Raw genomic sequence first — 20,026 nt, forward strand, 5'->3', positions numbered from 1 at the left:
ACCTTCCTCAGAACGTCTTGGAGACGTTGACGTACCAGTAGCGGCCCCACGGGCTGTGCACCGTGCCGCGATAGCCGTTGTCGGCCAGCGGCGGACCTTCATTGGTCAGGTCGCGTGCGCCCAGACGGACACGTGTCTCATCGGGGAAGGCGTAGTCGACATAGCCGTTGATCGTCTGGCGGCCGTCGACCTCCCACGGCGAGCCGGAGCGTCCCAGCAGGCTGGCCTGTTCAAACCCGCTGACATACTGACTGGATGCGCCCGCACGCCACGGGCCCTTGCGCCAGGTCAGGCTGGCGTTGACCCGCCATTCGGGCCTCCCGTTCTGCCCGATCAGCTGGCTGGGGTCCGGCAGGGTCGTACCGGCGTTGATCGTGCCGGCGGCGCGCGCGGCGAACAGCTCGTTGACGATGTCGCCGGGGTCGCGCGTGAATTTCTCGAGCTTGGAGGCGTTCACATTGACGATGAAAGTGCCGTAGCGCGTGCGGCGCAGCGACCAGTTCATCGCCAGGTCCAGACCGCTGACCGTTTGCGGTTGCAGGTTTATGAAGCGGTCGTTGATCGAGACCACATCGCCTGCGGGCGCCAGGCCGGTGCCATCGAACAGCTGGATATCCTCCAGCGACGGCGCACGGCGGTTCACCAGAGGATTGGTCTGGCCCTGCACACGGTACAGATAGTCCAGCGCGACGGCTGTCTGGGCGCCCAGGAGGCCGACGATCTTCTGCTGCTCGATCCGCCAGCGATCGATGGTGAAGGTGAACTCACCGAAGCGGCGCGGGATGAAATGCGGCTGCAGCACAAGCCCGTACGATGAGTTGGTGCTCTCTTCCGGCTCCAGATCCGGGTTGCCCGCGACCAGAAGCGAGACGCTGGACAACGGCCGCGAACAATCCGCGAAGTTGTTGATGCGTCCCGCGCGCAGATCGGCTTCGCAGCGCACATAGTCCACGCCGCTGGCCAGACGGCCATACTCGGTGGCGTTGGTCTGTTCCAGGTTCGGCGCGCGGAAGCCCTGCGAATAGGACCCGCGAACACGCACGCCGTCGATCACATCCCAGGCCGCGGCGATCTTGGGTTTGGCGACCGAGCCGAAGTCCGAATAGTGTTCATAGCGACCGGCCAGTTGCAGATCGACGCGCTGGACCAGCGGGATGTTCATCTCGGGCGAGATGACAGGCACCGCGAACTCGATATAGGTCGAAAAGACGTTGCGGCTGCCCTTCGTGTCCGGGTTGGGGCTGACGGCCGAGACATTCGATGCGTTCTTCTCGCCCGTCACCATATCGGTGAAGGTATAGGCTCCGTCCAGATTCGCGTCGCGGTCGTCGCTCTGGGTCTCGCGACGCGCTTCAAGCCCGAAGGCCATGCCCACCGGCCCGGCGGGCAGGTTGAACAGATCGCCGCGCGACAGCTTGAAGTCGGCCAGGCTCAGGGTGGTCTTGGACACACGGCGCATGTCGAAGACGATGGCGTCGATCGCCGCCTGCGAACTGGGCGAGCAATCTCCATAGCTAGTGGTGGTCACGCAACCGCCGCCGAACGGATTGTAGGCGTCCGGGGTGGACAGGGCCAACTGCTTCTGCAGCGCCGTCATATTGATGTTGGGCGAACTGTCGGTCGCCTTGGCTTCAGAATACAGCAACGCCGTCTCCCAGTCGAAGCCGCGCCACTCGCCGCGCAGCCCGCCCAACAGGCGCGCCTGATAGTTGTCGACCTTGACGATCTGGAATCCGGTGTCGACGAACCGATAGTTGGTCAGCAGGACGGGCAGGCCGCCCGTCGGCACGCCCGTCAGGCCGGGCAGACGATTGGGATTCAGCGCGCCATCGGCGAAGCGAACAGGACCGAACGGGTTGTAGTAGTTGCTGGCGGGAATCCAGATCTGGTTCAGATTCACCACCGGCGGCTGCACCGCGCGGCTGCTGGCGCTGTAGTACCCGATCTCGCCAAAGGCCTCGACGTCAGGCGTGATGTCGTAACGCCCCGTCAGGAAGACGTTCATCCGTTCGACGGATGGCCGCACCGTGGTGCCGACGCGGGTGTCGTAGCGCATATCGCGGTTGGTGGTGTTGAACGCATGGTTCCCGCTGGCGATGCAGATGTCGTTGCCGACGCTGACGCCGCAGCCGAAGCTGGTCGGCTGATAGCGGAAGGCGCCCTGCGCATTTGTCACCGCCGCCCCGTTCGAACGGATCGCAGATCGCGCCCCAACCGACAGGCGCGCCCACGGGGTGTTCGATGATCGACCATCGAGCGTCTGCACACCCGCGAAATCAGGATAGCCCGCGAACAGGTCGCGAATGTCGTCAGAGCGGGTGAAGTCCTGATCCGACGCCCACAGCGCAGAGCGCGAGGCATAGTTGGCGAAGATCGAGAGGTTGCCGCGATCGAAATTCTTGCCCGCGAACAGGTTGGTTTCGAAGTCGCGCATCTGCGTGCCCTCGGCGCCGCCGTAACGGGCGCTGATGGACAGCCCGTCGATGTTGTCGCGCAGCACGGTGTTGACCACGCCCGCCACGGCGTCCGCGCCATAGATGGCGGCGGCGCCGTCCAGCAGCACCTCCAGACGCTCCAGACCTGCAACCGGAATGGCGTTGGAGTTGTAGCTGAGGACCGGCACCGTGCCGGTGTCGGACGTGCCCTGGCTGGTGGGGTGCTGCACCACGCGGCGGCCGTTCAACAGGACCAGAGTGTTGCCCACGCCCAGCGAGCGCAGATTGACCGAGTTCACGTCGCCACGGGCCGAGTTGGAGGTCTGGGCGCCGCTGGAGCTGTCGAACTGAACATCCCCCATCTGCGGAATGGTGCGCAGCAGTTCGTCGCCTGTCGAGGCGCCGGTGGCCTCGATCTGCTCGCGGTCCGCGACCACCACCGGCAGGGCCGCCGTGGTGCGGGCGCCGCGGATGTTGGTGCCGACGACGACGATGTCATCGACCTGAGCAGGCCCTTCGGCGGCGATCGGTTCGGCCTGCGCCCAGGCGCCGCCAGCGGCCATCAGCGTCACAGCCGAAGCCGTGGTCGCCAGCAGGGCGAATTTCGAGTGTCTGGTCATTCCTGTTTCCTCCTCCTGGGCCGTCGTTGATCGACGGTCCCGTCTCCTGTTGGTTGTCGTCCTCGCGCCTTTAGTCCTTGGCGAGGACCAGATCGTCTCCCGGCCCGGCCGCCGGATCGGGGCCGACGGCGATGGGTTGGGGTTGTCCATTCAGCGCCGCGGCCAGGGCGTCGCGATCCAGCGCGTTCTCCCAGCGGGCCACCACGATGGTGGCCACGGCGTTGCCGATGAAGTTGGTCAGGGCCCGGCACTCGCTCATGAAACGGTCGATGCCCAGGATCAGCGCCATGCCGGCGACCGGCACGTCCGGCACGACCGACAGGGTCGCCGCCAAGGTGATGAAGCCGGCGCCCGTGATACCCGCCGCACCCTTCGAGCTGAGCATGGCGACCAGCAGAAGCGTGATCTGCTGCCAGATGGTCAGGTCGATGTTCAGCGCCTGGGCGATAAACAGGGCCGCCATCGTCATATAGATGTTGGTGCCGTCCAGATTGAACGAATAGCCGGTGGGGACCACCAGGCCGACGACAGACTTGGCAGCGCCCGCGCGCTCCATCTTCGAGATCAGGCTGGGCAGGGCGGCCTCGGAGCTGGACGTGCCCAGAACCAGCAGCAGTTCTTCCTTCAGATACCGGATCAGCTTCAGGATCGAGAATCCGTTGGCGATGCCCACCAGCCCCAGCACGCCGACGACGAAGATGATGGCCGTGACGTAGAAGGTCACGATCAGCGCCGCCAGATTGGCGATGGAGGCGATGCCATAGGCCCCGATGGTGAAGGCGAACGCCCCGAACGCCCCGATGGGCGCCGCCTTCATGACGATGGCCACCAGTTTGAACACCGCCACGCTCAGCGTCTCGAACAGGTCGAGCACCGGCTGGGCGCGCTCGCCGATCAGCGCCAGGGAGACGCCGAACAGGATGGAGACGAACAACACCTGCAGGATGTTGCCGGTTGAAAAGGCGCTGACCAGGGTGTCGGGAATGACGCCCATCAGGAAGCCGACGATGGTGCTCTCATGGGCGGCGGCGGCGTATTGTTCGACCGCGCCCGCGTTCAGCGTCGCCGGATCGATGTTCAGCCCTTGGCCGGGACGCACGATGTTGGCGATGATCAGGCCCACGATCAGGGCCAGGGTCGAAAAGACCAGGAAATAGGCGAAGGCCTTGGCCGCCACGCGCCCGACGCTGCCGAGGTCGCGCATCCCGGCGATGCCGGTCACGATGGTCAGGAAAATCACCGGTGCGATGACCATCTTCACAAGCTTGATGAAGCCGTCGCCCAACGGTTTCAGCCTCTCGCCGAACTCGGGCCAGAAATGGCCGATCAGCGCACCCAATGCGATGGCGATCAGCACCTGGAAGTACAGATGCCGATAGAACGGCCGGCGCACGACCGGCGCGGTCTCTGATGGGACTGGGATCACGAATGGCTCCTGATGTGCGGCCAGGCCGCAGTCTCCTCGATGGGCGCGATCTTCGCCGCGCTCCGGTCCGCCAGACCATTCCCCATGCCGCCATCGATGCAAAGCTGCACGATGATGATGGGCCATTTTGTTGTTTTTATTGAGCTATAAGGCGAAGCCCACGACAGTGTCACCGGCTATCGTGCGATATTTCGCGCGGACGACTAGCATCACAGTGCGATTATCCGCACAGTCGCCATCATGACGTCCTCAGCCTCAGTTGGTGTGGAATGCCGCAAGCGCTCACGAAAGCCTCTTCGGCTGGCGCTGGCCGCATGGCTGGCGGCCGCCGTCTTCGCCGCGTTGGCGACAGGCGAAGCGGCGCGTCGTGGCGCGCAGGCGGAGTTGGCGCGTCAGGCGCAGTCGGCGGCGGCGCTTCATGCCGCCGTGCTCCGTAGCGAACTGGAGAAGCACCGCTCCCTGCCACTAGCCCTGTCCGGCGATCCGGACATAGCAAACCTGCTAAGATCGCGCGCGAACGCCGCCGATCCGGTCAATGCGAAGCTGGAGGGTCTGGCGCGTCAGACCCGTGCGGCGGCGATCTATGTCATCGACGCAGGCGGGCGCACGCGCGCGGCCAGCAACTGGCGCCTGGCGACCAGTTTCGTCGGCGCCGACTACGGCTTCCGGCCCTATTTCATCAATGCGATGAGAAGCGGCCAGGCCGAATTCTTCGCCCTGGGCACCGTGTCCGGCCGGCCGGGTCTTTATCTGGCCCGGCGCGTGGACGCCGCCGATGGCCGGCCGCTGGGCGTCGTTGTTGTGAAGGTGGAGTTCGACGCGCTGGAGGCCGAATGGCGTGCGTCGGGCGAACCGGCCTATGTCGTCGATCCAGCCGGCGTCGTCCTGATCACCAGCGTCCCGGACTGGCGGTTCAGAACGCTCGACCCTCTGGATGAGACGCGCCGTCGCCTGACCCTGACCGGCCAGACGCTTCGCGCCGAGGCGCTGCGTCCCCTGCCCTTCGATACGCCGCCGGACGACCAGCCGCGTCTGATGCGGACAGCGCCCATCGGCGGAGAGCAGCGCTGGATGCACGCCGCCGTCGGGACCGACACGCCGGGCTGGACCCTGCACCTGCTTTCGCCCAGTCGCGGCGCGGTCGAAGCCGCCGTAGCCAGCGCCCGCGCCCTGGCGGCCCTGATTGTGACCCTGCTGGCGGGGCTGATCGCGTTCCTGCTGCGCCGACGTCACCAGGCCCTGGTCCGGGCCCGCGCCGAGGAGGACGCCCGGCACGAGCTTGAGCGGCGCATCGACGAACGCACCCGCGAACTCAGCGACGCCAACGTCGCCCTCAGCGGCCAGATCGAGGAACGCCGACGCGCCGAGGCGGCTCGCGAACTGCTGCGCGACGAACTGGTGCAGGCCAGCAAACTGGCCGCCCTTGGCCAGATCGTGGCCAGCGTGGCCCATGAAATCAACCAGCCGGTCGCCGCCATCCAGACCCAGGCTGAAACCGCCGCCATCCTGCTGGATCGTCAGGACGCGGCCACGGCGCGCACCGCCCTGTCGCGCATCGGCGATTTGACCCAGCGGATCGGGTCGATCACCGAGAACCTGCGCACCTTCTCGCGCAAGACCGACCCCAAGATCGGCGTGGTGCGGTTGGAGGACGCCATCCACGGGGCCCTGCTGCTGACGCGCGGCCGCCTGGACGAGGGCGGCGTCGTTCTGGTTCGCGAAGGCGACGCCGACGTGGCCGTGCGCGCCGACCGCTTCCGCCTGGAGCAGGTCATCGTCAATCTGGTCAAGAACGCCGCCGAGGCGTTGGAGGGGCGTCCCGGCGCCCGGTTGACGCTGCGGGTGGAGCGATCGGAGGATCGCGTGCGCCTGATCGTGGCCGACAACGGGCCGGGCGTGCCCGCCGAGGTTCGCGCCCAATTGTTCACCCCCTTCATCACCACCCGCGCCAACGGCCTGGGCCTGGGTCTGGTCATCTGCCGCGATCTGGTCGCCGGGTTCGGCGGCGAACTGGATCTGGCCGACACCAGCGAAGGCGCCGCCTTCGTCGCCACCCTGAGGATCGCCTGATGCAGTTCGCCCGCCTGACCGCCGTCGCCCTGATCGAGGACGACGCCGATTTCCGCCAGGCCCTGGTCGGGCGGCTGACGCTGGAGGGTCTGGACGTCCATGCCTTCGCCAGCGCCGAAGCGGCGTTGAAGGCTGTCGATGCGGACTTTCCAGGCGTGGTCGTGACCGACCTGCGGATGCCCGGTCTTGACGGGCGGCAGCTGCTGGATCGGCTTCAGGCGCTGGACGCGGCCCTTCCGGTCATCATGATCACGGGCCATGGCGACGTCGCCGATGCGGTCGCGGCCATGCAGGCCGGCGCCTATGACTTCGTGGCCAAGCCCTTTCCCTTCGAACGGCTGCAGGACAGCCTGAACCGGGCGCTGGAGAAGCGGGGCCTGGTGTTGGAGAACCGCCGCCTCCTGGCCATGGCCTCCGACAGCGGTCAGGAGTTGCCGCTGGCCGGGGCCTCGCGCGCCATCACCGCCCTGCGCGCCACCATCGCCCAGATCGCCGACGCCCGCATGGACGTGCTGATCGAGGGCGAGACCGGCACGGGCAAGGAGGCCGTCGCCCGCGCCCTCCACAACGGCGGGCGGCGTCGGCTGGCGCCCTTCGTCGCCGTCAACTGCGGCGCCCTGCCCGACGGCCTGATCGAAAGCGAGCTGTTCGGCCATGAGCTGGGCGCCTTCGCCGGAGCCCTGCGTCGCCGTGTCGGCCATGTGGAACGCGCCCACAACGGCTCGCTGTTTCTGGACGAGGTCGAGAGCATGCCGCTGGCCGTCCAAGTTAAGATGTTGCGGGTGCTGGAGGAGCGCGAGGTCCATCCCATCGGCGCCAACGAGCCGCGCGCCCTGGATCTGCGCGTGCTGGCTTCGTCAAAGATCGACCTGGAGGCCGGCGCGCGCGCCGGGACCTTCCGCGAAGACCTCTATTACCGGCTGAACGTGGTGCGACTGCGCGTGCCGCCGCTGCGCGAACGGCGCGAGGATATTCCCCTGCTGTTCGCCCACTTCCTGCGCCGCGCCGCCGACCGTCATGGGATCGAGCCGCCCGCCGTCTCGGACAGCGTGCGTCGTCGCCTGGTCGAGGCCGACTGGCCCGGAAACATCCGCGAACTGGCCCATTTCGCCGAGCGGGTCGCCCTGTCGCTGGACGACGCCGCGCGCCCGGCCGACGACGGCCTCAGCCTGCCCGACCGCCTCAACCGGTTCGAAGCGGAACTGTTGCGCGACGCCCTACAGACCCACCAGGGCGACATCGCCGCCGTCCTGGCCGAGATGCGTGTTCCGCGGAAGACGCTTTACGACAAGCTGGCCCGCCACGGCCTGAAGCCGGCCGCCTTCCGCTAGCACCTTCAGCCGGCCGGCGCCTGAACGTCTCCGGTGCGCTTCAGCTTGCCCCAGGTCTGGCCCAGGCCGGACAGGGCCCGCTCCAACGCGCGCCAGACGACCACATACATGATCTGGCGATAGACAAACCGCTGGGTGGGCAGCAGCCACAGGTCGCCGCGCTTTTCCCGATCAAAGCCAAAGGCGACCCAGCCCGCCGCCAGCTCCAGCAGGGTGAAGGCGACATAGACACCCAGGGTGAACCACAGGGTCGGATTGGGCGCCGCGTCCACATCGGCGTGCTGCGCCGCCGCCAGCCAGGCCAGGCCCTGCATCAAGATCGCCGCCGCCAGCTGCAGGTCGATCAGCGGCGCCAGCACCTGGCCAACGATCTGGAACAGCCACAGGCTGGGCAAGGCCAGCCCGCCGAACCAGCCGTGCCGGAACGTCGAGCGCCGGTGTTTCCACAGGCATTGCAGGGTGCCGAAGCTCCAGCGGAAGCGCTGCTTCAAAAGACCGCCTAGCGACGACGGCGCCTCTGTGAAGGCCAGGGCGGTCGGCTCGTTGGCGATGACCCAGCCCGCCTCGCGCACCCGCCAGGTCAGGTCCATGTCCTCGGCCAGGGTATCGGAGCGGTAGCCGCCCAGGCTTCGCAACGCCTCGGCGCGCCAGGCCCCGATGGCGCCCGGCACCACAGTCACCGCATTAAGCAGGGCCAGCGCCCGCCTGTCGATGTTCTGGCTTGTGATGTATTCGATGGATTGCCAGCGCGTGACCAGGTTGCTGCGGTTGCCGACCTTCACATTGCCCGCAACGGCCCCAACCTTGGGATCGGCGAACCAGGCGGCCAGTTTCGCCAGGGCGTCGCCGGACAGCTGGGTGTCGGCGTCGACGCCCACCACCACCGGGGCCGCGGCCTCCGTCAGCGCCAGGTTCAGGGCCGAGGCCTTGCCGCCGTTTGGCTTCCGCTTCAGCCGAACGCGCGGATCGTCGCCGAAGGCCGCCTTCACCACATCATAGGTGCCGTCGCTGGAACCGTCGTCGACCACGATGACCGATACGTCGACGTCGCGGCTGGACAACAGGCTGTCTATGGTCCGACGGATCACCGTGGCCTCGTTGTAGGCGGCGACCAGCACGTCCACGCGCGGCCTTGGCGCGGCCAGATCCAGCGGCTCTGCCCGGCGCCTGCGCCGCGACGCCAGCGCCAGCATCAGCACGATCCGGGCCAGGCCCAGGCCGATGGCCAGGTTGAAGCCGACGAACAGCACAACCCCGACCGCGTGCGAGAAGCCGAACGCCGCCGAATCCGCCGCGATCAGCGACCGCTCGCCCTTCGGCAGGGCCGGCATGGTCTGATCCGGGGTGCGCCCGACCAGGCCGCCGATGGTCGTCAGGCGATAGCCGCGCGCGCGCAGGGCGTCGATCAGCACCGGCAGGGCCTTGACCGTGGCGGACCGGTCGCCCCCGGCGTCGTGCAGCAGGATGGCGTGGCCTGCATCGGCCTGGGCCAGCACGTCCGCCACGATCTCGTCGGGCCGCAGGCGGTGCGTGCCGCCATCGGGGTTGGGGCGGCTCAGGTTCCAGTCGTTCGGGTCGATGGACTCGCCGGCCGTCGTATAGCCCAGCTTGGACGCCACCGCGATCGGCAGGATTTCGCCATAGGACTCCGGCTCTGAGTCGGCGTTGTAGGGAGGGCGGAACAGGGTGACCTGACGCCCCAGAATGCTTTCCAGCGCCCGGTCCGTCGCCGTCAGCTCCAGCCGCACCCGCTCCTCGTCCACATGGGCCATGTTGGGGTGGGTGAAGGAGTGGTTGCCGATCTCATGGCCCTCGTCACGCACACGCCGAACAAGGGCGGGGTTGGCCGCCGCATTGCCGCCGATCATGAAAAAGGTCGCCTTTACGCCCTTGGCCTTCAGGACATCCAGGATTTCGGGCGTCCATTCGGGATCGGGGCCATCGTCGAATGTCAGGGCCAGGGTGCGGTCGGGCGCCCCGGTGCGACGCACGGTCCAGGCCGAGGGCCAACGGGTCCAGACCTCGTCGCTGATCAGGCCGCTGACCGGGTCGACGGCGATGCGCCGTTCGCCCGCATGGGGGGTGTCGATCACGTTCAGCAGTTCACCCTGGCCGGTGAAGGCGATCTGCTGGGTCAGGGCCACGTGCTCCAGCGCGGGGATCACCTTGATCGCAGGCGCGGCCTGACGCCCAAACACCTTCCAACTGGCGGGATCTTCCTCTCCCAGGGCCCACAGGGCTGCACCGCGCAGCCCCCTGCCCCGGCCCATCGTCATGGCGTTGGCGACCGAGGCGGCGTCCTGCATCCAGACCTCGTGCGCGCGGCCCTGATCGTCGGTGTAGCGGAAGGTCGGCTGCAGAGCCTGGGGGTCGAAATCGACCACATTGGCGGGATTGTCCTCGGGCCGATAGCCGCGCGCCGTCGCCAGCGCCGCCGTCGTGGTCAGGGATTCGGCTGAACGGTCGCCATCGCGCCAGTCATAGGAATAGGCCCCGATCCCCAGGATCAGCTTGTCCGCAGGCACAAGCTGGGTGAAGCGCGTCAACGCCTTGTCCACAAACAGGGCCGAAGAGATCGGGCCCGGCAGGCTGTCTTCCCCGTGTTCGTCATAGGCCATGATGGCGGCGTAATCGACGACGCTGGACAGGGCGCGGATGTCGTGATCGCTCAGCCCCACTTCCAGTGCGATGGACAACTCGCCCCCCTGGGCGTGCAGCCGCTGGCGCAACTGCGCCAGCCATGGCGTCAGCCGTTCGATCTGCTGCGGCGTCACCTGTTCGAAGTCGATCTGCAGACCGGCGAAGCCGTTGGCCTGAACGAAGCCGACCAGCTGATCCATGACGTGTTGTGCGTTGGCCGGCGACAGCATGCGGTCGATACGGCCGGCGTCGAAACGCCCTTCCGTGGCGTTGCCGACCACCGGCACGATCTTGACCCCATGCGCGCGAGCCGCCGCGATCAGCGGCTTGGTGGTGGGGTTGCGCGTCGGATCCCAGTCCTTGGTCAGGATATCGCCGCCGTCGTCACGCAGCTCGATCCAGGTCGGATAGACATGGGTCAGATCACCCGCATGGCGCGCGAAGGAATCCAGCGCTCCGTCCTCCCACGGCGCGAACCAGGCGCCGGCGATGGGCGCGCCATTGGTCGAGGCCGCGCGGCTCGCCGGCCGCTGTCGGTGGGCGATGTAGTTCAACAGGGCGCGCTCGGCCCCATGGGTGCGATGGGCTGCCGCCGACGCAGCAGGCGACACGACCGACAGACCCGTCAGACTGGGCAGGATCATCAGACTGGCCACGAATCCCGCCAGCACGACCCCCGCGACGATCGCCGCCGCCAGCGCGGCCATCCGCATCCGCCGCGCCCGACGCCCCGTCGCGTCCAGAAACACCGCCGGCCCGTCGCCCTGCGGTTTAGAAGCGTCCGACGTCATCTCAGCCCAACCCCGTCGCGGCCAATCCCGCGTCACGTCGTCGCATATCGATCAAGAACGGCGGGATATGGGCGAAGCTGCGCCCGGGACGGGGCCTGCGGAATTTCACGTCGCAGTTGTCCAGACAGATCGCGAGGGCGCGATTGTGGACGCGGCCCTGCGTCGGCAATGCTGTCTGTCCATTTTTTTGAAAGAGAGAAAAAATGGCGGAGACGGAGGGATTCGAACCCTCGGTACCGGTTACCCGGTACGACGATTTAGCAAACCGTTGCCTTCAGCCACTCGGCCACGTCTCCTGCGAGGGCGTCGATAGCGGAGGCTGATGCGTCGCGCAATCCGGTTCGCGCGAAAGGTTTCATGTTAACGCGACATAGAGGCCGAAGCGGCAGAATGGCGTTTCGTCAAACGACCCTGGACCCCGATGCTCGACTGCCCCGAAAGTCTCGCCGCCCGCGCGCCGGGCCAGGTCCGCGGGGCGCAGCGCCAAGGCCGCGCTGCGCGGGGACCGTTCCGGCCCGAGGTCTGGCTGAACGCCCGCCAGCGTTCGGCGGTTCGTTTGTCGGCGCATTATTTCAGGCTGATCGATGTCCTGGTGGTGATCGGCGTGACCCTGGCGGCGGTCTTGGCCGCCCGCCCCGCCGCCTTGGGCGAGATGACGATGGCCGACATCGCCCCGTTGGCGCTGGGTTCGGTCTCGGCGCTGGCGGCGCTGAGAGCGTTTCAGCTTTATCGTTTCGCACGCAAGACGACGTGGATTCTGCATCTAGCCGGCGTCGCCGCGTGCGGCCTGATCGCCGGAGGCGCCGCCTTGCTGGCAGGCCTGGTGGTTGGGACCGATGATCTCAGCCTCGTCGGCGCCTGGGCGGCTGCGGTCGCCATCGGCCTGATCGGTCTTCATGGCCTGTGGCTGGGTCTGATCGCCCGTTGGCGACGGCAAGGCGCCCTGTCGCCCAATATCGTCGTTGTCGGCGCGACCCGAAACGCCCAAGCCCTGATCGAACAGGCGCTGGAACGGCGCGACATGAATGTGCTGGGGGTGTTCGACGACCGGCTGGCGCGCGCGCCGCAAAGCGTCGCCGGCGTCCCGGTGCTGGGGGACGCCGACGCCCTGATGACGCATCGGATCATGCCCTATGTCGACCGGATCGTTCTGGCCATAGATCCTGAGGCGGGTCAGCGGGTGCGCGATCTGATGCAACGTCTGCAGACCCTGCCCAATCCGCTGACGGTTCTGGTCGATTCGGAACTGGGCCGCGACGGCGTGTTGAACCGTTTGGCCAATGCGCCGCTGGCCGCGCTGGACGGACCCGCCGACCACGACCGGCGCGCCTTCAACAAGCGGATGCAGGACTTGCTGGTGGGCGGACTGGCCCTGATTGCAGCGGCGCCCGTCATGGCCCTGGTCGCCTTGGCCGTGCGTCTGGACAGTCCCGGCCCCGTCTTCTTTCGCCAGCGTCGCCACGGCTTCAATCACGAGAGCATTGTGGTGTGGAAGTTCCGGTCCATGCGCCATGCGGCCGCCGACGCCACGGCGTCGCGTCAGGTCTGCGCGCACGACGACCGCGTGACCCGCGTGGGCCGCTTCATCCGCGCCACCAGCCTGGATGAGTTGCCCCAGATCTTCAACGTTCTGTCGGGCGAGATGTCCCTGGTCGGTCCGCGCCCCCACGCCATCGGCATGAAGACCGGAGAAACCGAGTCCGCCCTGCTGGTCGCCGAATACGCCCATCGCTGCCGCATCAAACCCGGCATGACCGGCTGGGCCGCCATCCGGGGATCGCGCGGCCCGGTCGATACCGAGGCCCAGGTGCGCGAGCGCGTGCAGTTGGACATCGAATATGTCGAGCGCCAATCCTTCTGGCTGGACCTATGGATCATAGCCGTGACCATCCCCGTGCTGCTGGGCGACCGGGCGGCCGTGCGTTGAGCGAGCAGCGCATGTTCTGGCGCGGCGTCTGGGGCTATCTGCCGGCCCAGATCGTTCAGGGGGTGGTCGGTTTCCTGACCCTGTATGTCTTCACGCGCCTACTCAGCCCCGCCGACTTCGGCCATTACGCCCTGGCGTTTTCGGTGACGACCCTGGCCCATACGGTGACCTTCAGCTGGCTGGAGGCGTCGATGGCGCGGTTCTGGGCGGCCGAGCGGACGCCCGAGGGTCTGGCGGCCCATTTCGCCAGCCTGTATCGCACCTCCTTCACCATCATCGCCGTCTTCATGCCCATCGCGGCCCTGGTCGTGTGGCTGGCGCCGCTGACGCCGGCGTTCAAGGTGGCGGTCGCCTTCGGTCTGGCGGGCGCGCCGGTGCGCAACCTGGCCAAGCTGGCCCAGGAGCGGTTCCGCGCGGCGGGTGAGGTGTCCAAGGCCGCCTGGGTCGACATCCTGGTCGCCGTGCTGGGCTTCCTGGTTGGGGCGGGGTTCGCCTTGGCGGGCGCCGGCGCGGCCTCGCCGCTGCTGGGCCTGGCCATCGCGCCTCTGTTCGCCCTGCCCTTCATCCTGCCGGGAGAGTTGCGTCAGACGACGGGCGGAACGGTGGATGGCGCGCGGCTGCGAGCCTACGCCGCCTATGGCTATCCGATCGCGGCGTCCCTGACCTTGGCGCTTGTGCTGGCCTCGACCGACCGTTTCCTGCTGGCCGCCTTCATGGATGCGGCGGCGGTGGGCGCCTATCACGCCAGCTACAGTCTGGCGAACCGGACGCTGGACGTCATCTTCATCTGGTTGGGCGCCGCGGGCGCGCCGGCCATGGTCATGGCGCTGGAGCGCGGCGGGCGCGAGGCGCTTCGCAAGACGGCGCTGGAACAGGGTTCGACCCTGATCCTGATCGGCCTGCCCGCCGCCGTAGGCCTGTCGCTGGTCGCGCGACCAATGGCGGAGCTGATGATCGGGCGTGATCTCAGGGACGCCGCCGCCCTGGTCACGCCGTGGATAGCGGCCTCGTCCTTTCTGTCGGGGCTGATCGCCTACTATTTCGGTTTCGGCTTCACCCTGGGCAAAAAGACAGGGTTGCTGCTGATCACCATGGCCATCCCGGCGCTGTGCAACGTCGGGCTGAACCTGATGATGATTCCGAGACTGGGGGTGGTGGGAGCCGCCATCGCCACCGCCGCCAGCTTCGCCATAGGTCTGATCGCCTGTTTGGCGCTCAGCCGTCGCGCCATCGCCCTGCCCGTGCCTTGGGACGCGCTGGCGCGCTGCGGCCTGGCGTCAGCGGTCATGGCCGCCGTGGTCCTGATGCTTCCGCCGCTGGGCGGTCTGGTTGAGCTGATCCTGGATGCCGGCATAGGCGGCCTGGTCTATGCCGGCGCCGCCCTGGCGCTGAACGCCGCCGGGGTTCGCGATGTGCTGAAACGCTTGGTCCAGGCGCGCCGTGGGGCAGCCGCATGACCGGGGCCGCCATCCACGACAACGCCGCCTGGGCGACCGCCCGACCGACGATTTCGGTCCTGATCCCCTTTCTGAGAGACGATCCTCAATCGCTGATGGAACTGCTGGATCGAGAGGCGGATGCCTTGAACGGCGCGGTCGAGTTGATCCTGCTGGACGACGGCACGGCGGACGCGCCCCTAACCGATCGGCTTCAAACTTCCGCCGACGCCTCGCACCTGCCGGTTCGGCTGATCACCCTGCCTGCCAACGAAGGCCGCGCGCGGGGACGCAACCGCCTGACCACCGCCGCGCGCGGACAGGCCTATCTATTTCTGGACAGCGACATGCGGCCCGACACGCCGCACTTCCTTCAGACCTGGCGCGCCTTGGTCGCCGAGACGGATCCGGCAGCGGCCTTTGGCGGCTTTTCGCTGGATCAGGCGCCGACCGACGCCCGCTTCGCCGTTCACCGCGCCCTGTCGGCGGCGTCAGAATGCGTGCCGGCCGCGACCCGCGCCCTAACGCCCGAGAAATACGTCTATACGTCCAACCTGCTGGTGCGGCGCGACGTCTTCGCCGCCGAATCCTTCGATCCCGGCTTCACCGGCTGGGGTTGGGAGGATGTGGAGTGGGCCATGCGCGTCTCGCGCCGCTTCGCCGTCGTTCATATCGACAATCCCGCGACGCACATGGGCCTGGATACGGTTGAGGATCTGGCGCGCAAATTCGACCAGGGCGCAACCAACTTCGCCCGCGTCGTCGACCTGCACCCCGCCATCGTCCAGACCTACCCCAGCTATCGCGCCGCGCGGGCCTTGAAGCGTATGCCGCTGCTGCCTGCGGTTCGCCGGGCGATGAAACAGGCCGCCCTGACGTCCGCCCTGCCTGTAAAGGCTCGCGCCTTTGCGCTGAGGCTCTACCGCGCCGCCGTCTATGCGGATGCGATCTGATGGCCGCCGACGTCGCCGTCATCATTCCCACCCTGCGCCGGCCAGAAGGTCTGGAGCGGGCTCTGCGCTCGGTCTTCGCCCAGGTCGGTTCGCTGGACCGCATCGCCGCCGTCGTGGTCGCAGACAATGATCCCGACGGCTCGGCTGCTCCGGGGGTGCAGCGGCTGCGGGCCGACGCGCCAGTCCCGCTGATCTACGCTCATGCGCCTGTTCCTGGGGTGGCGACGGCGCGTAATGTGGGTCTAGCGGCGACCGATGCGCCTCTGATCGCCTTTCTGGACGATGACGAAGCGGCCTCGGCCGGCTGGCTGGCGGCCCTGCTGGACGCCCAGATCCAGACCGGCGCCGACGTCCTGTTCGGTCCCATTCGGGGCCGCGTGCCGGAAAACACCGGCTGGACAAGCGCCTATCTGGAGCGGTTCTTTGGCCGGGACGGGCCGGATGTCACCGGCCTGACCGATCATATCCACGGCTGCGGCAACAGTCTGATGGTGCGCGCGGCCGCCCTGCCCGGCGCAGCGCCATTCGACGTGGCCATGAACGAGACCGGCGGCGAGGACGACCGACTGTTCACCGACCTGATGGCGCGCGGCGGCCGTTTCGGCTGGGCCGCAGGCGCTTGGGTGGACGAGTTCGCCCCCCCGCGCCGCGCGACCCTGCGCTACGCCCTGACCCGCGCCTTCGCCTATGGTCAGAGCCCCAGCCAGATGGCGGCTGACCGTCGTGATTGGCCGGGCGTCGTCAAGTGGATGATGGTCGGCGCCGTTCAGACGGCGATCTGGGGCGTCGCGTCGCTCGTCTCCCTCCTGCTGCGCCGTCCTGATCGGGCCGAAACCTATGACAGATGCGCCCGAGGCCTCGGCAAGGTGTTCTGGACAAAGGGCTTCGAGCCGAAGCTGTACGGCGCGGCCATGCTGGCGCGCACCGACTGATCCAGCGTCACCCCGTTAGACGCTGCAGAAATCCGGGGACGCGATAGGTCGAGCGGTTCATCACCACCCCGGCGATCCGCCCGCCCACCGCCTCGATTTCGTCGCGCAGGATCACCGGCGCGCTGGCGGCCGTGCTTTCGGCGGCGACCACCAGTACGGTGGTGTCGACGAAGGGGGCCAGGATGATGGCCATGTCGTTGCGGTCGGCCGCCGGGGAATCGATGACGATGGTGTCTGCATGGGGACGCAGCGCCTCCCAGTATCCCGGATCGCCCAACGCCTCGACCCGATGCCCGGACCGCAAGGCCTCCATGTGGAAGTGGGTCACCCACAGCCTGCCGCCCAGACACGACCGGGCGGTCATCAGGCGCGCGTCCGGCACAGGTTTGCCGTCGCGCCCCGTCACGCGCGGCGTCACGGCGTAGAACGTCGACCCGTCGGGCGAGGCCTGGGCCGCCTTGCCGATCTGGCCGAACCGATCCGGCTCGGCCGACACAGCCTCCAGCTGCCCCTGCTGCGCCAGATCGCCGTCGATCAGCCAGACAGGTTTGCGCGCCCGCACGGCCGCCAGACGGGCGAACTCGCGCGCGACGGTCGAGACGCCCTCTCCGGTCGCGGCGGCCGCGAACTGGATGACGCGCGCGCGGTGCGCCGGCGCGGTTCCCAGCGCGGCCCACAAACCCGCCATTTCAGACGTCAGATCGACCATCGAATCGCCAAGGCGCTCCCTCGAACCCCTAGCCTAGCACGGCATCGGTCAGCCCGCCTTCGCCGGGGCGACGGCCAGGACGGGCATGTCCAGCGTCCGGCCGACAGAAGCCGGCGTGGTGAAGCCTCGCCGCGTGAAGACCCGCAGCAGACCCACGCACAGAGCCGTGAAGGCCGCGAACAGGAAGACCGCCGCCAGCAGTGGAATCTTCAGGCTTTTGCCCGTCGCCGGAGGCTGAGCGCGCTCGATGACGGTGACGTTGTCGGCGCCCGCCGCGACCAGGGCGTTGTCGGCCCGGCTCTGCGTCTCGCGCTGCTGGAACTCGCGGATCGACGCGCTGAGAACCTCGCGATTGCCGGCCAGGGTCGTATTCTCGGATTCCAGCGCCGTGAGTCGCGCCTGACGGCCGCGAAGATCATTCAGCTGCCGATCCAGGACCGACAGGCGCGCCGCCAACGAATCCCGCTCGGCGCGCGTGTTGATGCGGTTGGTTTCCAGCTCGGTCCAGACGGGGTTGGGCCCTGTCCGAACTTCCTTGGCGCCCACCGCCGTTCCGGTCGAGACATAGGCCTGAAGCTGGTTGATCCGCGCCTCGATGTCCTTCACCGGCTGTGCGTCGGGCTGATAGCGCGACAACAGCTGTTCGCGCTCGGTGCGCAGCTGCAGCACCTGGTCCTGAGCCGAGATGTTCAGATCCTGTTGCAGCGCGACCTCGGCCGGCGTTCCCGCCTGTTGCGCCGTCAGGGTGTTCAGCCTCTGGCTGGTCTGGTTCAGCTGGCTCTGGGTCGACATCCGGTCGGTGAATACGCTCTGATAGGTCGCCGCCAGCGTGGCCTTGGCCGCCGCGAAGTCGCCGATCTGGTTGGAGGTCAGAAAGGCCTCATAGGCCCGGTCCGCATCGCCCAGTTCGTCCTCGAAGGCCACGCGCTGGCTGGCGATGGCCGGCGTCTTGTCCTGGAACACTTCGCGGCGATAGATCAGATACTGTTCGATCACGGCGTTCAGCACCCGCGCGGCGCGCTCGGGATCGTCGGCCTTGTAGGTCAGATGGATCACTGCGCTGCCGGGCGCCGTGGCGACGCCCAGGCCGCCGCCTATCGCCTTGGTCGCGGCGGCCTGCGCCTTCTCCGCCCCGCCCTTCGGCGCTTCACCCAGGATTGCGGCGGGGCCCAAGGCCTGGACCACCTTCTGGCGCACGGCGCTGGAACCCAGGATGGCGGCTTCGGAGTTGGCGACCTCGTCGCCCTGCGGCGCCTGTCCCCGTTCCGCCGTGCCCACGCGCGGCTGATAGACATATTCCTGGCCGACGCCGGCGAAGACCGATCCAGTGGCGGTGTAGCTCTTCTTCAGGGTCATCGCCGCCGCGAATCCCAGCCCCAGGATCACGACGAAGACCAGGATCATCAGCAGCAGTTCGCGAAACAGCAGGCCGATCACGTCCAGCACGCCGTAGCGCGGTCTTGCCGTGACGTATGCCGTGGAACGCATCGAACGCGCCGAATCCCTAGAAAGACCTGTTGCAGCCACCCTTCGCCCACCGGCGTTAACCGATGATTACCCATAACCGACGACCCTGCCTCCAACCGCTGCTCAAGGGCCGACCGATTCTCATGCCGACAGATCGCCGCCTGTTCCTGCTGACCCTGGGTTCGGCCTCTATCGCCTCGTCGCTGGCGGCGTGCGGGGGCGGCATGGGCGCGCCGCGTTCGTCATTCGACGGCGGCCGGGCGCCAGACCGCGATCTGAACGGCCTGGCCTTCGCCGACTGGACGGACCGCCAACCGGAATATCTGCTCTATCCCGGCGACGAGATCGAGGTGGCGACGCCCACGGCGTCCGAGTTGACCCGCACGGTCAAGGTCGGGCCGGACGGTCGCATCGCCCTGCCGCTGATCGGGTCGGTCATGGCGGCGGACCAGACGCTGCCCCAACTGCAACAGAACCTGGTTGGCGCCTATGCGTCCCAACTGATCCGACCGGTGGTCGAGGTGACCCTGCGCCAGGCAGGGCCGATCCGCGTCTGGGTGGACGGCGAAGTCCGCACGCCGGGCGTGTTCGAGATGGTGGGCGAGTTGGACGCCTATCAGGCCATCATCCAGGCCGGCGGATTCGCCCCAACATCGCGACCGGACCAGGTGGCGTTGATCCGTCGGGGTCCGGGCGGATCGCGCATGATGCGCGTCGTGGATCTTCGGCCGCGTCGGGGCGAGGTCGTGGCCTTGCGGCGTGGCGACATCCTGTTCGTGCCGCGCTCGACCCTGGGCGAACTCGCGGCCTTCTTCACCCAGGTCCGCGCCGCCCTGCCCATCGGCTTCAGCTATTCGATCAACGGCACGCGCGGAAACGGCTTCGCCCAGTTCTGACGGGCTGTCGCCTGGCGGGTCAGGCGACCAGCTGAACCACGCCCTGGTCGATGTAGCGGCGCGCGGCCTTTTGCGCCTCGGCGATCTCCTCGCGCTCCATCTCCATGCTCATCTCGCGGCGATAGACGCGCGCTTCGACCGAGCCCTTCATGGCCGCCAGGTTGAAGATCATGTGAGCCGACACCCGGTCCATCGGGCAGCCGCCCGATCCAGCCGAATACATCATGCCCAGTTTGAACAGGTCGTCGCCGGACATGTCCGGCGTCGGCAGCGGCAGCCCGTCGTTCTGGGCTTGCAGATCATGCGCCAGTTCTTGCGCGTTCATCACCGTATCTCCTGAACGGGCGCCGTTCTGGACCCGCCTCATGAGACCTCATCAAATACCGGCGGTTT

At 67.8% G+C, this 20,026-nt stretch carries 13 protein-coding genes and 1 tRNA gene; 7 read left to right on the plus strand and 7 right to left on the minus strand.

Annotation, left to right across the window (positions count from 1 at the left end):
• Positions 1-7: 7 nt before the first annotated feature.
• Both ACYX4P_RS12775 and ACYX4P_RS12780 read right to left on the minus strand, forming a co-directional pair.
• Positions 8-3,055 (minus strand): TonB-dependent receptor domain-containing protein, encoded by a 3,048-nt coding sequence (locus ACYX4P_RS12775; protein WP_312571458.1) that lies wholly within the window; start codon positions 3,053-3,055, stop codon positions 8-10.
• A 70-nt stretch (positions 3,056-3,125) separates the two neighbouring features.
• On the minus strand, positions 3,126-4,481 hold the full coding sequence (locus ACYX4P_RS12780; RefSeq protein WP_374323107.1) for a dicarboxylate/amino acid:cation symporter: 1,356 nt from the start codon (positions 4,479-4,481) through the stop codon (positions 3,126-3,128).
• A 240-nt stretch (positions 4,482-4,721) separates the two neighbouring features.
• Between ACYX4P_RS12780 and ACYX4P_RS12785 the strand changes: the two genes are divergently transcribed.
• Positions 4,722-6,551 (plus strand): sensor histidine kinase, encoded by a 1,830-nt coding sequence (locus ACYX4P_RS12785; protein ID WP_248116910.1) that lies wholly within the window; start codon positions 4,722-4,724, stop codon positions 6,549-6,551.
• A complete protein-coding gene (locus ACYX4P_RS12790; RefSeq protein ID WP_248116912.1) occupies positions 6,551-7,882 on the plus strand; it encodes a sigma-54-dependent transcriptional regulator in 1,332 nt (443 codons plus the stop codon). The genes ACYX4P_RS12785 and ACYX4P_RS12790 overlap by 1 nt, the downstream gene beginning before the upstream one ends.
• Positions 7,883-7,887: 5 nt before the next feature.
• Here the strand turns inward: ACYX4P_RS12790 and ACYX4P_RS12795 are convergent, their stop codons facing one another.
• Both ACYX4P_RS12795 and ACYX4P_RS12800 read right to left on the minus strand, forming a co-directional pair.
• Entirely contained in the window at positions 7,888-11,313 is a 3,426-nt protein-coding gene (locus ACYX4P_RS12795; RefSeq protein ID WP_248116914.1) for a trifunctional glycoside hydrolase family 18/polysaccharide deacetylase/glycosyltransferase family 2 protein, read from the minus strand.
• A gap of 204 nt (positions 11,314-11,517) precedes the next feature.
• Positions 11,518-11,609: transfer RNA gene (locus tag ACYX4P_RS12800), tRNA-Ser, on the minus strand.
• 125 nt (positions 11,610-11,734) lie between these two features.
• On the opposite strand from ACYX4P_RS12800, the gene ACYX4P_RS12805 reads away from it, so the two are divergent.
• Genes ACYX4P_RS12805 through ACYX4P_RS12820 form a run of 4 tightly spaced genes read left to right on the plus strand, consistent with a single transcriptional unit; the run spans position 11,735 to position 16,561 of the window.
• Positions 11,735-13,240 carry an exopolysaccharide biosynthesis polyprenyl glycosylphosphotransferase gene (locus tag ACYX4P_RS12805; protein ID WP_248116976.1) on the plus strand — a complete coding sequence of 502 codons (1,506 nt, stop codon included), beginning with the start codon at positions 11,735-11,737 and terminating at the stop codon, positions 13,238-13,240.
• An 11-nt stretch (positions 13,241-13,251) separates the two neighbouring features.
• Complete coding sequence (locus tag ACYX4P_RS12810; RefSeq protein WP_248117268.1) at positions 13,252-14,697, plus strand: lipopolysaccharide biosynthesis protein; 1,446 nt, start codon at positions 13,252-13,254, stop codon at positions 14,695-14,697.
• Entirely contained in the window at positions 14,694-15,629 is a 936-nt protein-coding gene (locus ACYX4P_RS12815; protein ID WP_248116978.1) for a glycosyltransferase family 2 protein, read from the plus strand. Before ACYX4P_RS12810 ends, ACYX4P_RS12815 begins: the two co-directional genes overlap by 4 nt.
• Positions 15,629-16,561: a glycosyltransferase family 2 protein gene (locus ACYX4P_RS12820; RefSeq protein ID WP_248116980.1), complete on the plus strand. Its 933-nt coding sequence runs from the start codon at positions 15,629-15,631 to the stop codon at positions 16,559-16,561. The genes ACYX4P_RS12815 and ACYX4P_RS12820 overlap by 1 nt, the downstream gene beginning before the upstream one ends.
• Positions 16,562-16,568: 7 nt before the next feature.
• Here ACYX4P_RS12820 and ACYX4P_RS12825 read toward each other — a convergent pair whose 3' ends face one another.
• Both ACYX4P_RS12825 and ACYX4P_RS12830 read right to left on the minus strand, forming a co-directional pair.
• On the minus strand, positions 16,569-17,270 hold the full coding sequence (locus ACYX4P_RS12825; protein ID WP_248116982.1) for a P-loop NTPase family protein: 702 nt from the start codon (positions 17,268-17,270) through the stop codon (positions 16,569-16,571).
• 48 nt (positions 17,271-17,318) lie between these two features.
• Positions 17,319-18,758 carry a GumC family protein gene (locus ACYX4P_RS12830; protein WP_248116984.1) on the minus strand — a complete coding sequence of 480 codons (1,440 nt, stop codon included), beginning with the start codon at positions 18,756-18,758 and terminating at the stop codon, positions 17,319-17,321.
• A gap of 122 nt (positions 18,759-18,880) precedes the next feature.
• On the opposite strand from ACYX4P_RS12830, the gene ACYX4P_RS12835 reads away from it, so the two are divergent.
• Positions 18,881-19,633: a polysaccharide biosynthesis/export family protein gene (locus ACYX4P_RS12835; protein ID WP_248116987.1), complete on the plus strand. Its 753-nt coding sequence runs from the start codon at positions 18,881-18,883 to the stop codon at positions 19,631-19,633.
• Positions 19,634-19,652: 19 nt separating this feature from the next.
• On the opposite strand, the gene ACYX4P_RS12840 is transcribed toward ACYX4P_RS12835, so the two are convergent.
• A complete protein-coding gene (locus tag ACYX4P_RS12840) occupies positions 19,653-19,958 on the minus strand; it encodes a sel1 repeat family protein (protein ID WP_248116989.1) in 306 nt (101 codons plus the stop codon).
• Positions 19,959-20,026: the final 68 nt, after the last annotated feature.

The sequence above is a fragment of the Brevundimonas sp. ABV4_179 genome, assembly GCF_056311945.1.